The organism is Duganella sp. LjRoot269 (assembly GCF_964254095.1).
Lineage (GTDB): Bacteria > Pseudomonadota > Gammaproteobacteria > Burkholderiales > Burkholderiaceae_D > Rugamonas > Rugamonas hordei.
This window is the reverse complement of record NZ_CAXUSL020000001.1, coordinates 6,213,866-6,226,923: the sequence shown is the minus strand read 5'-3', so window position 1 is coordinate 6,226,923 and position 13,058 is coordinate 6,213,866. Positions and strand designations below refer to the sequence as shown.

General features: G+C 62.1%; 11 protein-coding genes and 1 pseudogene. 3 read left to right on the top strand and 9 right to left on the bottom strand.

What is annotated here, in order from left to right; translation table 11 throughout:
- The first annotated feature begins 107 nt into the window (after positions 1–107).
- Together ACSQ3S_RS27895 and ACSQ3S_RS27890 are read left to right on the top strand one after the other, a co-directional pair.
- Entirely contained in the window at positions 108–1,088 is a 981-nt protein-coding gene (locus tag ACSQ3S_RS27895) for a glycoside hydrolase family 53 protein (protein WP_436144400.1), read from the top strand.
- A 68-nt stretch (positions 1,089–1,156) separates the two neighbouring features.
- Positions 1,157–1,582, top strand: coding sequence for a DUF7684 family protein (locus ACSQ3S_RS27890; RefSeq protein ID WP_353403334.1), 426 nt, complete (start codon positions 1,157–1,159; stop codon positions 1,580–1,582).
- Positions 1,583–1,661: 79 nt separating this feature from the next.
- Here ACSQ3S_RS27890 and ACSQ3S_RS27885 read toward each other — a convergent pair whose 3' ends face one another.
- The 5 genes and pseudogenes from ACSQ3S_RS27885 to ACSQ3S_RS27865 all read right to left on the bottom strand — a co-directional run bounded on the left by ACSQ3S_RS27885 (position 1,662) and on the right by ACSQ3S_RS27865 (position 6,156).
- Positions 1,662–2,330, bottom strand: coding sequence for a PEP-CTERM sorting domain-containing protein (locus ACSQ3S_RS27885; protein ID WP_436144399.1), 669 nt, complete (start codon positions 2,328–2,330; stop codon positions 1,662–1,664).
- 165 nt (positions 2,331–2,495) lie between these two features.
- Positions 2,496–3,560 (bottom strand): rhodanese-like domain-containing protein, encoded by a 1,065-nt coding sequence (locus tag ACSQ3S_RS27880; protein WP_436144398.1) that lies wholly within the window; start codon positions 3,558–3,560, stop codon positions 2,496–2,498.
- A 71-nt stretch (positions 3,561–3,631) separates the two neighbouring features.
- A pseudogene (locus tag ACSQ3S_RS27875) lies at positions 3,632–3,889 on the bottom strand (VOC family protein); the annotation flags it as partial.
- A gap of 10 nt (positions 3,890–3,899) precedes the next feature.
- A complete protein-coding gene (locus ACSQ3S_RS27870) occupies positions 3,900–5,084 on the bottom strand; it encodes an MFS transporter (RefSeq protein ID WP_436144397.1) in 1,185 nt (394 codons plus the stop codon).
- A gap of 67 nt (positions 5,085–5,151) precedes the next feature.
- On the bottom strand, positions 5,152–6,156 hold the full coding sequence (locus ACSQ3S_RS27865; protein ID WP_436144396.1) for an OmpA family protein: 1,005 nt from the start codon (positions 6,154–6,156) through the stop codon (positions 5,152–5,154).
- A 163-nt stretch (positions 6,157–6,319) separates the two neighbouring features.
- Here ACSQ3S_RS27865 and ACSQ3S_RS27860 point away from each other — a divergent pair, with 163 nt between their 5' ends.
- A complete protein-coding gene (locus tag ACSQ3S_RS27860) occupies positions 6,320–6,958 on the top strand; it encodes a hypothetical protein (RefSeq protein WP_436144395.1) in 639 nt (212 codons plus the stop codon).
- A 110-nt stretch (positions 6,959–7,068) separates the two neighbouring features.
- Here the strand turns inward: ACSQ3S_RS27860 and groL are convergent, their stop codons facing one another.
- The 4 genes from groL to ACSQ3S_RS27840 all read right to left on the bottom strand — a co-directional run bounded on the left by groL (position 7,069) and on the right by ACSQ3S_RS27840 (position 12,962).
- On the bottom strand, positions 7,069–8,715 hold the full coding sequence (groL, locus tag ACSQ3S_RS27855) for a chaperonin GroEL (protein ID WP_176652772.1): 1,647 nt from the start codon (positions 8,713–8,715) through the stop codon (positions 7,069–7,071).
- 57 nt (positions 8,716–8,772) lie between these two features.
- Positions 8,773–9,063 (bottom strand): co-chaperone GroES, encoded by a 291-nt coding sequence (gene groES / locus ACSQ3S_RS27850; protein WP_008451606.1) that lies wholly within the window; start codon positions 9,061–9,063, stop codon positions 8,773–8,775.
- Between the two features lie 240 nt (positions 9,064–9,303).
- Complete coding sequence (locus ACSQ3S_RS27845; RefSeq protein WP_436144394.1) at positions 9,304–10,446, bottom strand: YdcF family protein; 1,143 nt, start codon at positions 10,444–10,446, stop codon at positions 9,304–9,306.
- 5 nt (positions 10,447–10,451) lie between these two features.
- Positions 10,452–12,962 carry a TonB-dependent receptor gene (locus tag ACSQ3S_RS27840; protein WP_436144393.1) on the bottom strand — a complete coding sequence of 837 codons (2,511 nt, stop codon included), beginning with the start codon at positions 12,960–12,962 and terminating at the stop codon, positions 10,452–10,454.
- Positions 12,963–13,058: the final 96 nt, after the last annotated feature.

Here is a 13,058-nt window from a genome sequence, read left to right as displayed (position 1 = left end):
CAATTCCGAGCTTCAGTTTTTGACATGCCGCGCGACGCGGCGGGGGGAGGTGCGCACAGGCGGTTCGCAGCGAGTGTCATTCAAACCATAAAAACACTGGAGACTACATGAAACTCAAGAATTTGCTGTTCGCATTTTTCGGCCTGGCGTTGAGCGCGGCCGCGTACTCGGCCACCTTCGCCAACGGTGCCGATGTGGGCTGGGTCAGCCAGCAGGAGTCCAGCGGCTACTCGTTTTATAACAGCAGCGGCGTGAAGACCGATCCGTTTGTGCTGCTGAAAAACCTGCAGGTCAATGCGATCCGGCTGCGTGTGTGGGTCAACCCGAGCGGCGGCTGGAACGACGGCGCCGACGTGCTGTACAAGGCCAAGCGCGCGGCCGCCCAAGGCCAGCGCATCATGATCGACTTCCACTACAGCGACAGCTGGGCCGATCCCGGCCAGCAGACCAAGCCGGCCGCCTGGAGCAGCCACACGCTGGCGCAGCTCAATAACGACGTCTACAGCCACACGCAGGGCATCCTGAATTACCTGAAGACCAACGGCATCACGGTCGAGTGGGTACAGGTGGGCAATGAGATCAACGGCGGCATGTTGTGGCCGGAGGGGAAGACCACCAGCTTCAGCAACCTGGCGGGCCTGATCAACAGCGGCTACAACGCCACCAAGGCGGTGTATCCGAACGCCAAGGTGATCCTGCATTTGTCGAACGGCTATGACAACGCGCTGTACCGCTGGTTCTTCGACGGCGTCAAGAACGCCGGTGCCAAATGGGACGTGATCGGCATGTCGCACTATCCGCCGGCATCGGACTGGGCCAACTACAACAACAAGATCTCGACCAATATGTGGGACATGGTGTCGCGCTATGCCAAGCCGGTGATCGTGTCGGAAGTGGGCATGGACTGGACGCAGGCGGCCGCCACCAAGGCGATGCTGGCCGATCTGCTGGCCAAGACCAAGGCGCTGGGCTCGAACGGGCTGGGCGTGTTCTACTGGGAGCCGCAGGCGTATCCGGGCTGGCAGGGGTATACGATGGGCGCGCTTGATGCGAGCGGCAAGTTCACCGTCGCGCTGGATCCGTTTTAAACCGTGAGCGCAGGGAGGGGCTTGCCCCTCCCTGTTAAAATCCGGGAATCGTCATCTATGGTTCCATCATGCAGAAACCCGTCATCCGTTATTTACATCTCGCTCCGGACAGCGATCTTCCCGTACTGGAGGGGCTGTCTCCATTCAAAGCCGTGCTGGTCGTCGAGGCCGACGTGGCGGAGATGACGATGTGGGAAACCAGCCGCGCCCTGGTGGCGTCGGGCTGCGTGTATGCGCTGGCATGGGGCAGCCAATGCGAAGCCTGGCGCGAAGCGGTGGAGGACGCCAGCCTGGAAGCGTCCGACTACGAAGACGTTCCCGACGAGCAGTTGGTGGTCACCACCGCGCACGAGGACGAAGAGTTGGGCGAGGTCTTCTGGTTTGCCAAGCACCGCGCCGTGCATCCCGCCCACGAGCTGCGCGAAACCTTGGTCCTGCACATCGCCGACACCCCGCGCCGCGATGAAATCGAAGCGGAGTTCCGCGACGCCTGAGCTCAGGCAATCCGCAATCGGGGCGCCATAAAAAAACGCCAGCATGATTGCCGGCGTTTTTGATGACTGCGCGGGTTGCTTAGCTGGACTTGCGGCGGCGCGCGACGAAGCCCACCAAGCCCAGGCCGGCCAGCATCATGCCATAGGTGGTCGGTTCCGGAACGGCCGACGTCATCGTGCGCTGGCCGGTGTAGATGCCCAGGTTCGAGAACGTCGGAATGCTGCTGAGGCTATTGGCGTTGTTGAGCCATTTGATGGCCCAGGTGCCGGTCAACGTTTGACCTGCCGATACCGCCTGGTTGTCGAACAGGAAGCTGCCGACGTTATTACCGGCATGGAAAGACAGCGCCAGGTCGACGGTGGTGTTCTTGGTCAAGCTGGTGTTGGTGACCGACCAGGTGCCGGTGGTGCGGCCGGCTGCCTGGGTGAACGCGAAGCTCAGGCCGTCGGAGGCGGCTTTGTCCGTCAGCGTCAGGCTGTTGGTGGCGTCGTTATATTGGACCGTTTCGGCCAGGGTCCAGCCGCTGGACTGGGTCAGGGACGTCGCGGCGAACTGGCTGGCGAAACCATCTGTCGACTGGATCGGGTTGATATTGCTGCTCTGAATCAGCAAGAACTTATCGGCAGCATCCGTGCTGAGTTTGACATCGCTGGCGCTTGACGAGCCTGGGCCAGGATGCGGAGCGGCATGGACGGCGCCGGCTGCCAATATGGCGCTCAGCAGTGCGACTTTGACGATGTTCTTCATAATGTTTTTCCTGACTGGGGGCTGGGTTAATGCTCGATTGGTAACACATGTTTCCAAATCACAAGCGTAAGGTACCACGATCCGTCAGGAGGATGCAAGAAATATATCTGTTGTTGCGTATTTGCAATTACCCGCCAGCAATAGGGGCCGAGGATTTCCTGGCGCCTAGAGGCTGTCCGACGCCACCGGCAGCGCCTCGCTCTTCCAGCGCAGCATGCCGCCGGCCAGGTTGGCGACCTGGCTGAATCCGGCCTTGGCCAGCAGCACACTGGCCTGGGCCGAGCGCACGCCAGAGCGGCAGACCGCCACCACCGGCCGGTCGCGGTCCAGTTCGTCCAGCCGATCCATCAGCTGCGACAGCGGCACCAGCTGCGCGCCCGGCAAGTGGCCGAGGCGGTCGATGAATTCCGGCGCTTCGCGCACGTCGACGATCTGTACCTTGGCCGCGTGCTCCAGCAGGGCCATCGGTTCGATTTCCCATACGCCGCTGAAGCGCAGCGTCAGCGGCGCCCAGGTGGGCGAGTCGGGCGCGGGCGTGTCGCCCTCGGGTTTGCCGCAGCGCAGGTTGGCGGGTACCGCCACATCCATCAATTTTGGATGCGGCAAGTTGAGATGGTTCATGTAGCCGCTGAAGTCACCGACGTCGACATCGCCGCCCAGGCGCGGGTTGAAGCGGCGTTCCTCGGCCACGCTGGTGACGGTGATGCCGCGATAGTCGTGCGCCGGATAGAGCAGGCAGGTGTCGGGCAGCGTCAGGATTTGCTGGTGCACCGAGGCGAACAGCTGCTGCGGGCTGCCTTGCTGGAAGTCGGTGCGGCCGCAGCCGCGTATCAGCAGGCTGTCGCCGGTGAAGGCCATGCTCTGGTCGTCCAGCACATAGGTCAGGCAGCCGTTGGTGTGGCCGGGCGTGGCGCGCACGGTCAGGTGGCGGCTGCCGAAGTCGATGCGGTCGCCATGCACCAGCGGCCGGTCCGCCAGTTCCGCGCCGGCCACTTTCGCCAGCGCGATGCCGCTGCCGCAGCTGTGATGCAGGCGCCAGGCGCCGGTCACGTGGTCGGCGTGCACATGGGTGTCGAGCGTCGCCAGCAGGCGCAGGCCCAGCTCCTGCAGCAGCGCCAGATCGCGCGGCACCTGCTCGTACACCGGGTCGATCAGTAGGGCCTCGCCGCTATCGCCCAGCAGGTAGGTGTAGGTGGAGGAGGTGGGGTCGAAAAGCTGGCGGAAGATCATGATGGCTGAATTCTGAACGAGGTCGATGCGGTCATCATAACAAACCGGGATAACGCCAGCCAAATAGTCGCCTAGAACGTGATTTTTACCGACGGTACACTGCGCTGGGCGGCGCCGTGGTGGACGGCTTCGATATTGTTGCCGTCAGGGTCCAGCACAAAGGCTGCGTAGTAGCCTGGATGATAGGCACGCTCGCCGGGGCCGCCGTTGTCCGCTCCGCCGTTGGCAAGCGCCGCCTTGTGGAACGCGTCCACCACGGCGCGGTCCCGCGCCTCGAACGCCAGATGATGGCGGCCGGTCAGGACGCCCTGGGCCGCTTCGCTGTCGGCGTAGAACCCATTAATTCGGCGCGCACAAGCCGTTCAACTCCTGTTGCACGCGCCACGATAGCGGCAACGTGAACAGCAGGATGGCCGCCAACGCGATCAAGGCGACGGGCACGCTGGTGGCGTCGCCCAGGCTGCCGAACAATACGGGCGACAGCGCGCCGGCGCCGATGGTGCCGGTGTAGAACAACGCGAAAGCCTGCTCATGCCTGCCCTCGGCGGCCAGTTCCGGCACGACGCCATACAGCACCGACGAAGTCCCGTTCAAGGCCAGCCCAAGCAGCGGCAGCATCGCCATCACGCCGGCCAGCGGCAGCCACACCGCCAGCACGATGCACAGTGCCGTGAGCGACTCGGTCAGCCACACAGTCTTCATCATGCCGATGCGCGCGCCCAGGTAGCCGCAGAACAGCTTGCCGAACGCGCCACCGACAAACAGCAGCGATAAAGCGAAACCGATGCCGGCGGTCCCCGCGCCCTTGCTTTTCAACAGGAAGGGCAGGAAGGTGAGGAAGCCCATGCGCACGGCGCTGTCCAGCGTGCCGGTCAGCAGCAGTGCGCGCAGGCCGCGCGCCGAACCCTTGCCGCCACCGTCCTTGGCGGACTTGGCCTTGCCGGGCGCGAAATCGCCGCGCGCGGGTATCAGCCACCACAGCAGCCCGGCCGCGGTCAGGCCGAGCAGGCCGATCATCGTCACGCTGGCCTGCCAGCTGACGACCACCAGCAGCAAGCCCGTCAGGCCCGGAATCAGCGTCTTGCCGATATCGCCGGCAAAGTTATATTGCGACAGCGCTTCCTTAACGCCGCCGCCGGCCGCGTGCGCATCGGTGACCATGGACGAGGCCAGCGGATGCTGCGTGCTGGCGCCCAGTCCACCGAGCATCAGCGCCACCAGCAGCATCGCCAGGCCGCCGGCCTGGCCCGCGATCAGGTAGGCGATTCCGGCCAGCACGGTGCCGCCCACCAGCATGCGTTCCCGTCCCCAGCGCTTCGCCAGGCGGCTGGCCAGCAACTGGAAGCTGGCCATCACGCCGGAATAGGATGCGCGCAGCAGTCCGACCACCGCGTAGCTGATGGCGAACTGCGCCTGCCAGATCGGCAGCAGCACGTAGATGAGATCGGTCAGGCCATCGTGGACGGCATGCGCCGTGCAGGCGGCGAACAGCGAACGGCGGCGGGTTGACGCATCTGATTTCATGAGCTGGCTGGGCTAAGGACAAACGCCGAGTTTAGCAGACATGAAATGGCCCTTGCCGGGCCCGGCTTTATTGCTTGACCAGCTCGACGCGGCGGTTCTTTTCGCGTCCGGCTTCGGCATCGTTCGACGCCGCCGGCGCGTACGACGCCACGCCTTTGGCGCTCAGCCGTTTCGCATCGACCTTGTAGTCGGCCGCCAGCGCCTTGATCACCGATTCCGCGCGCTTCTGCGACAGGTCGACGTTGTGCGCCAGCGCGCCCTGGTTGTCGGTATGGCCGACCACGTACAGTTTTAATTTTGGGTCCTGTTGCAGCAGCTTGGCCATCTCGGCCAGCGCGGTTTTCGACTCCGGCTTGACGTCGGTCTTGTCGGTGTCGAAGTAGACGCCGTAGACGGCCACCTTGCCATCGGCGGCGATGCCCTTGGCCATGTCCGCCGCGTTCAGGCTGGCGGAGACTTTGCCGGTTTCCATCGCCTTGGCTTCGACGATCTCGACGTAGATGCCGCCGTTCTTGTCCTGCACCGGCGCCACCGAATACACGGCGACGTGGACCAGCGAGCCGTCGGGGCGGGTGCCCTTGGCCAGCAGGTAGCGCTCGTCGTCGCGGCCGTAGTTGAAGGGCGACCAGTAGTCGGAGCTTCCCTTGACGAAATTGTCGCCGACGCGCTTCTCCAGGAAAAACTCGCCAAAGTTTTTGCCGCAGGTTTCCTTGGCACAGGCGAACACGGTTTTCAGTCCGGCCTTGTCCAGCGCAGCCTGATAGTTGCGCATCACTTCCAGCGCCGAGCGCTCCTTCGGATAGTTGTAGGCGATGCGAGTGTACTTGCCTTCCAGCTGCAGCGCACTGTCAAACGCCATCTGGCCGCCCTTGTTCTCGACGCGTTTGCCGGAAGGCAGCATCACTTCGTCGAATTCCTTGATGCCGTAACCGACCATCTTCGACCCTTCAAAGCGGGACAGCAGCGGATGGTCCTTGCCGCCTTTGACGGTGTCCTGCGTCGGCATCTGGGCGTGGGCGAGAGAGGCGGAGCCGGCGCAAAGCAGCAGCGGCAGAAGGCTATAGGCGCGCATAGGGTGACGTCCGAAAGTGGTTGATGAAGATCGATTGTAGAGATTGATTGCATTTAAATCAATTTTGACTTTTCAATTGAATCGATGGTCGCCAGTGATAATTGGTGCATTTTCTATATTAATTAAATGATATCCTTTCGGGAGGAAAACCTATGGAGATCGCATGAATAAATTTACGGTAGCGCCGTTGGTACTGGCTTTGTGTATTGTCGGTTGTGGCGGAGGCAGTTCCACGACGGATATCCCCGCGCAGAAATCGGCAAGCATCTCGGGCAGCATGAGCGGGTTGTCACCCGGCGTCACCGCCTTGCTGGTCAATAATGGAACGGAAACCATCGCCGTCAGCGCGAACGGCAGTTTCAAGTTCGATCATCCAGTCGCTGCCGGTGCGGCGTACAGCGTTACCTTGTTTGGTGACCCGAACGGCAACGCCTGCAAGGTCGCCAATGGAGCGGGCATGGTTGCGCAGAACGCAGTCGATATCAGCAATGTCGCCGTGACTTGCCAGCCTGCTGCGATCACCTTGCTGCGATATAACGTGGGTGTCACGGTATCGGGACTGACGGCAGGCAATAGCGTCAACTTCGCTGATGACCAAGGGAGTATCTTGAAGGTCAGCGCCAACGGTTTGGGCGTGTTTCCGAAGTCGTATTCGCCGCTGATGGTTCCCGGCGCGGACTATAACGTGACCGTGTCCGCCAACCCCAGCGGGCAGACCTGCACGCTGGCGAACAGTTCGGGTACGAATCCGGCGGGCGTCGGATTTTCCAACTTCATCAACGTGACCGCCGTCTGCAAATAAGTTCAACAATACGCCGCACTTGAATAAAAAAAGCCCCTGATCGCTTGCGACGGCCAAGGCCGCCGCAATGCCACAGGAGCTTTTTTGTACAGCGAGGCCTATGCCGGCAATTACATCATGCCGTCCATACCACCCATGCCGCCCATGCCACCCATACCGCCCATGCCGCCGGCTGGTTTGTCTTCGGTGACTTCAGCGATCATGCAGTCGGTGGTCAGCATCAGGCCGGCGATCGACGCTGCGTTCTGCAGTGCCGAGCGGGTGACTTTGGCTGGATCCAGCACGCCCATTTCAACCATGTCGCCGTAGGTGCCGTTGGCGGCGTTGTAACCGTAGTTACCTTTGCCTGCCAGAACCGCTGCAACCACCACCGAAGCTTCTTCGCCGGCGTTTTGCACGATCATGCGCAGTGGCTCTTCCATGGCGCGCAGGACGATCTTGATGCCTGCGTCCTGGTCCGGGTTGTCGCCTTTGACGTTCAGAGCGGCACGAGCGCGCAGCAGGGCTACGCCGCCGCCTGGCACGATGCCTTCTTCCACGGCAGCGCGGGTAGCGTGCAGTGCATCTTCAACGCGGGCTTTCTTCTCTTTCATTTCAACTTCGGTGGCTGCACCGACTTTGATCACGGCAACGCCGCCGGCCAGCTTGGCCACGCGCTCTTGCAGTTTTTCACGGTCGTAGTCCGAGGTCGCTTCTTCGATCTGCACGCGGATTTGCTTGACGCGGCCTTCGATGGCGGCAGCCTGGCCAGCACCGTCGATGACGATGGTGTTTTCCTTGCCGATTTCGATACGCTTGGCCTGGCCCAGTTCTTCCAGCGAGATTTTTTCCAGGGTCATGCCGACTTCTTCAGCAACCACTTGACCGCCGGTCAGGATCGCGATGTCTTCCAGCATGGCCTTGCGACGGTCGCCAAAGCCTGGGGCCTTGACTGCGCAGGTTTTCAGGATGCCGCGGATGTTGTTCACAACCAGGGTGGCCAGCGCTTCGCCTTCGATGTCTTCGGCGATGATCAGCAGTGGACGGCCGGCTTTCGCGACTTGTTCCAGTACCGGCAGCAGGTCACGGATGTTGGAGATTTTCTTGTCGCACAGCAGGACGAATGGATTGTCCAGGATGGCGACTTGCTTCTCTTGGTTGTTGATGAAATATGGCGACAGGTAGCCGCGGTCGAACTGCATACCTTCAACGATGTCCAGCTCGTCGTTCAGCGACTTGCCGTCTTCCACGGTGATGACGCCTTCCTTGCCGACTTTTTCCATCGCTTCAGCGATGCGGTCGCCGATCGACGAATCCGAGTTGGCGGAGATCGAGCCGACCTGGGCGATTTCCTTGGTGGTGGTGCATGGACGGGCGATGATGGCGATCTGCTCGACGGTGGCGGCAACCGCCTTGTCGATGCCGCGCTTCAGGTCCATTGGGTTCATGCCGGCGGCAACGAACTTCATGCCTTCGCGGACGATGGCCTGGGCCAGCACGGTGGCGGTGGTGGTGCCGTCGCCGGCGTTGTCGCTGGTGCGGGAAGCAACTTCCTTGACCATTTGCGCGCCCATGTTCTGCAGCTTGTCTTTCAGTTCGACTTCCTTGGCAACGGATACGCCGTCCTTGGTGACGGTAGGGGCGCCGAACGAGCGTTCCAGCACGACGTTGCGGCCTTTAGGGCCCAGGGTGACTTTGACTGCGTTGGCGAGGATGTTGACGCCTTCAACCATTTTGGCGCGCGCTGCGTCGCCGAAAATTACTTCTTTAGCTGCCATGTTGTTTCTCCAGAATTAGGTGATTGCTAGTGCAAACTGCTAGTGCAATGCGGTCAATTATTTGACGACGATTGCCATGATGTCTTCTTCGCGCATGACCATCAGTTCCTGACCGTCGACTTTGACGGTTTGGCCGGCGTATTTGCCGAACAGGACGCGGTCGCCTACTTTGACATCCAGCGGACGGACTTTGCCGTCTTCCAGAATCTTGCCATTGCCAACGGCGAGCACTTCGCCTTGATCCGGTTTTTCAGCAGCCGCATCAGGGATGATCAGGCCGGACGCAGTTTTGGTTTCCTGGTCGAGGCGTTTGACGATTACTCGATCGTTCAAAGGGCGAAGGTTCATACAAAACTCCTTAAATTTAACAATGGTACAGTTTGTTGTTGTATCAGTAATCTTGTTACAACGGAAAGTTTGGCCGAGAGCGCTGTTAGCACTCCCTTGGAACGAGTGCCAATTATAGGGACGACCTTGGGGTATTTCAAGGCGAACTGTTTGCGTGTGCGCAAAAAAGAGGGGGAATGATGCAGATATGACTACGTTTTGATGCGCCGGGCGCCTGGGCGCCGGGCATTCCTGGAGAGATCAGGGGTCCAGCGGATCGGCGGGGTCGATGCGCAGCGACTTGGCCGACGGCCGGAAGGTCAGCTCGGTGGGCGACAGCCGCGTGCCGACGGTGCCGGGCGGGTAACCCAGCTCTTTCTGATTGCGCGCGGCGAATTCCGCACTTTCTATGTAGCGGCTTTGGTCGACGTTGGTGATGATCAGGCTGTCTTTGTCCAGCGGCGCCCCCATCGCGGCCAGCCGCCGCGTCACGTTCCGCAAATTCGTCGTGGTGTGGCGGGCATACGGCTCGATGATGATGGATTCCGCCGGCACGCCGAAACGTTCGATCAGGGCCCTGCGCATTTCAACCGCCTCGACAAACCGGCTTCCTTTCGGATGCACCGAGGCGCCACTCAGGATCACGAAAGGCGCTTCGCCGTCCGCAAAGCGCTTGGCGGCCATCCGCACGTTCAGTTTGCCCCGCGCGCTCAACGCCATCGAAAGAGTTTCCGGACCGACGCCCGGAATGATAATCGCCGTATAGTGATAGAGCTTCCAGTCGATGATGCGCGCGCGCCCGAGCGCTGCAGCGTTGTGGGCCATGTCGAGCGGCTCGAAGGCGACGGCGTCGTTGCGGTCGTTTACATCAAGCAAGGCGATCGCAAGTCTGAGGCTGGGATCCAGGCTCGGCACCGGATCGTCTTCGCCAGCCTCGGCCAGCCAGACCGCATCCTTGACCGTCGCGTTGAAACGCGCGCTGCCGGCCGCATCGATCGGACCGTCGATGAGCGGATAGTGTGGCGCCATACCCAGGCCGTACACCTGGATGATGCTGTTCAGGCCGCGAAGCTCGCGCGCCACCTGGGCCTGCGCCCCATCGTCGGCCAAGGTCGCTTTTCTCCAGGATGACGCCGGCGCCTTGGCGGCGGCCGCCGCGATGGCTTCGATTTCCGCGTCGGTCCACAGGCCGGCATTCAGCACGCAGCCCGGTTCCTGTTTGCATGCGTCGATGCGTGCGCGGCGGCCGGCCAGGACGGCGGTGCCGGGGCGGGCTGTCCCCATGTCCACCAGCGCCGGAAACAGCCGGTTGGCCAGCAGCGACCAGTGCTGGTCGCGCACCGGCGCGGCATGGACCTGCTGCGCCAGCAGCAGCGAGAGGGCGATGACAGTCTTCTTGATCATATGACTCACCATGCCTTGCTCAGCACCAGGCGGAAATTGCGGCCGAACACGGGACGTCCGTAAATCGCTTCCCTGCTGCCTTGTCCGGCCAGCGTATCCGTTCGGGTGTTGCCTTCGGTCAGACCCTTGGCGTTGGTCAGGTTGTCTCCGACGACCTGGAGCCTCCAGTTGCCGCGGCTGACGGACGCGCCCGCGCCGAGGGCGTGGTATGCCGGCATCGCGGTGGCCTCGAAGAAGTCGACGTAGCGCTTGCCCGTGTACGAGTAGCTGCCGTACAGCTCGACAAGGTTGTCGCCTACATTGAAATTGAAATTCGGGCGGATGTTGCCGAATACCCTGGGCTCGCGGATGATCTGGTTGCCGACCACCTTGGAAGGATCGGCGCCGGTGGCGCTGACGAAGTTCCGGTATTGCGGATCCTGCAGCGTCAGCGAGCCGTTGATATAGAAGCGGTCCGTCAAGTGCAGCGCGCCGTCGAACTCGGCGCCGCGCACCACGGCCTTGCCGAAGAACGGCACGGTCTGATCGTTGCGCCCCGTCACCGGGTTGAAGGCGATGAAGGAGGCGTTGAGCGGATCGAATTGCGTGTAGAAGCCGGTCACATACAGATAGGAGCGGCCGGCGGTCATTTTGAAACCCACCTCATATTGATCCGCCTTGGTCGTCAGGACCAGCGGATCGACCGAGGCTGCCACCTGCATCGACGGCGGCACCTCCAGGTGCGACACCCTGGCGTAGCCGCCGAAGCGCTGCGAGAAATCGTAGTTGGCGCCGAGCGTCCAGTTGACGGTGTCGGTGTTGTACTTGTGCGCCTGCCTGTCGCCGGTGAAGGCGCGCGTCGTGTCGTCGGCCAGGGTGGCCGGATCACCCAGGTTCAGCTGCTTGGTCAGCAAGGCGTAGCCGTCGTAGTGATAACGCTCTTTGCGGACGCCGCCGTCAAGGCGCAGCCCGTCGAACACCTCCCACGTATCGTTGACATAGAGCGCGCCCATTTTGGCGTCGACGTCGCCCTGGTTCAGCGTGGTGGTGTAGCGCAGCACGCCCTTGTCGGTAACGTAGCCAAGCACCGCGCCGGAAGCGGAGTAGGCGACCAGGTCGAGGGTGCGCGGCTTGCCCTGCACCTCGATCAGCATGTCGTTGTAGACCGACTTGCTGGTCTGGCCGTAGGTGCTGCCGTAGAAACCGATCTTGACGTCGTGGTTGCCCAGGCCGGTCTGGAAATTTCGCGTGATATTGATATCGGCCTGATTCGAGTAGAAGTCCGAACCGGCGGCCCGGTATTGCGCCTGCATCACCAGGCCGGAGGCCAGCGCGGGATTGTAAGCCTGGGTGCCGTTGGTGCCGGCGATCGCGTAAGCCAGATGGTCGACGGCGCCGAACGCGGTCTTGGCGGCGTTCATGAAGCCGCCGGCGAACTGGGTGGCGTCGGCCGGGTTCGAGGTGGAATAAAACGCGTCGAAGTCCAGCGTGCCCTTGGTCATGCCGCCCTTGGCCGACAGCTGCCACTTGCCGAGATCGCCTTCATAGCGCACGCCGATATTGCCGTATTCGAGGTGGCGTCCATCGGCCAGGTCGCGCGTGTCGGTCTGCAGCTTGCCGGCGCCGTCCAGGTATTTCTGGGGCACGCTGCGCAGCGACGGCGAATTCATCGTGCCGTCGAAGTAATCGATGTACTTGTCGAGCGACACCGCCGGGTTGCGCGGATCGGAGATCGGGATCGGCAGGTAGAAGGTGTTGTGGTCGTTCAGGTAGTTGGCGCTGACCGTCAGCGTGCCCGAGTCCAGCACGCGCTTGATGTTGCCGCGGATCTGGCCGCCTCGGTCGTTGGGGAAGCCGTTGTCCCGATGGCCGTCATCCTGGCGCACGAAGCCGCCGACGGCGTAAAAAGTCTTGTCGTCGATCTTGCCCGCCTGGTAGGCGTCGATGCGCGCGAGGCCGGTGGTGCCCAGCGTCACCTGCGCCTTGCCCTTGGTCGTCTCGGTGCCGGTGACCGTGCCGCTGTTGACGATGGCCGCCGCCTGGCTGGCGTAGATCGAGGCCGGTCCGCCGCGCACCACCTCCAGGTTTTTGGTCATCAGGTCGTAACGGTTCAGGCTGTCGCCGCGGAAAAAGAAGCCGTTGATTTCCGTGAACAGCGGCAGGCCGTCCTGCTGGAACAGCGCCAGGCCATCGTCGGTCGGAATGCCGCGCACGCGGGTGATGTTCTGCACCTCGCCCCCGGTGGCCTCGACCTGGATGCCAGGCAGCTTGCCCAGCAGGTCGGCCATGTTTTGCGGGGCGAGTTTTTGCACATCGTTCTGCGACAGCGAGTTCACCGCATAGGACACGTCGAAACGGCGCTGGGGACGGGCCGACCCTGTAACGACCACGCTGGCGATGTCGGCTTCCTCACCCGGCTGCGCCGTCGGCGCGGGGCCGGATTCCGCCGGCACAGCCTGGGCGAACGCCGGGCCGGCCATGGCGCACAGGGCGCCGATCGCCCAGCCGTGGGCGAGCGTATTTTTTCGTTTCATCATATTTCTCCGGTTGAAAATGGATGGGGGCAGCTGTCGAGCCGGAGTATAGCCACGGTCTTTTGGTATAATTATTTATTACTTGTAAAATAAATAGAA

What these genes read in the sequence shown, in the direction of transcription:
- ACSQ3S_RS27895 (WP_436144400.1), top strand. Translation starts at nt 108, where the DNA reads ATGAAACTCAAGAATTTGCTGTTCGCATTTTTCGGCCTGGCGTTGAGC.
- ACSQ3S_RS27890 (WP_353403334.1), top strand. Translation starts at nt 1,157, where the DNA reads ATGCAGAAACCCGTCATCCGTTATTTACATCTCGCTCCGGACAGCGAT.
- ACSQ3S_RS27885 (WP_436144399.1), bottom strand. Translation starts at nt 2,330, where the DNA reads ATGAAGAACATCGTCAAAGTCGCACTGCTGAGCGCCATATTGGCAGCC.
- ACSQ3S_RS27880 (WP_436144398.1), bottom strand. Translation starts at nt 3,560, where the DNA reads ATGATCTTCCGCCAGCTTTTCGACCCCACCTCCTCCACCTACACCTAC.
- ACSQ3S_RS27870 (WP_436144397.1), bottom strand. Translation starts at nt 5,084, where the DNA reads ATGAAATCAGATGCGTCAACCCGCCGCCGTTCGCTGTTCGCCGCCTGC.
- ACSQ3S_RS27865 (WP_436144396.1), bottom strand. Translation starts at nt 6,156, where the DNA reads ATGCGCGCCTATAGCCTTCTGCCGCTGCTGCTTTGCGCCGGCTCCGCC.
- ACSQ3S_RS27860 (WP_436144395.1), top strand. Translation starts at nt 6,320, where the DNA reads ATGAATAAATTTACGGTAGCGCCGTTGGTACTGGCTTTGTGTATTGTC.
- groL (WP_176652772.1), bottom strand. Translation starts at nt 8,715, where the DNA reads ATGGCAGCTAAAGAAGTAATTTTCGGCGACGCAGCGCGCGCCAAAATG.
- groES (WP_008451606.1), bottom strand. Translation starts at nt 9,063, where the DNA reads ATGAACCTTCGCCCTTTGAACGATCGAGTAATCGTCAAACGCCTCGAC.
- ACSQ3S_RS27845 (WP_436144394.1), bottom strand. Translation starts at nt 10,446, where the DNA reads ATGATCAAGAAGACTGTCATCGCCCTCTCGCTGCTGCTGGCGCAGCAG.
- ACSQ3S_RS27840 (WP_436144393.1), bottom strand. Translation starts at nt 12,962, where the DNA reads ATGATGAAACGAAAAAATACGCTCGCCCACGGCTGGGCGATCGGCGCC.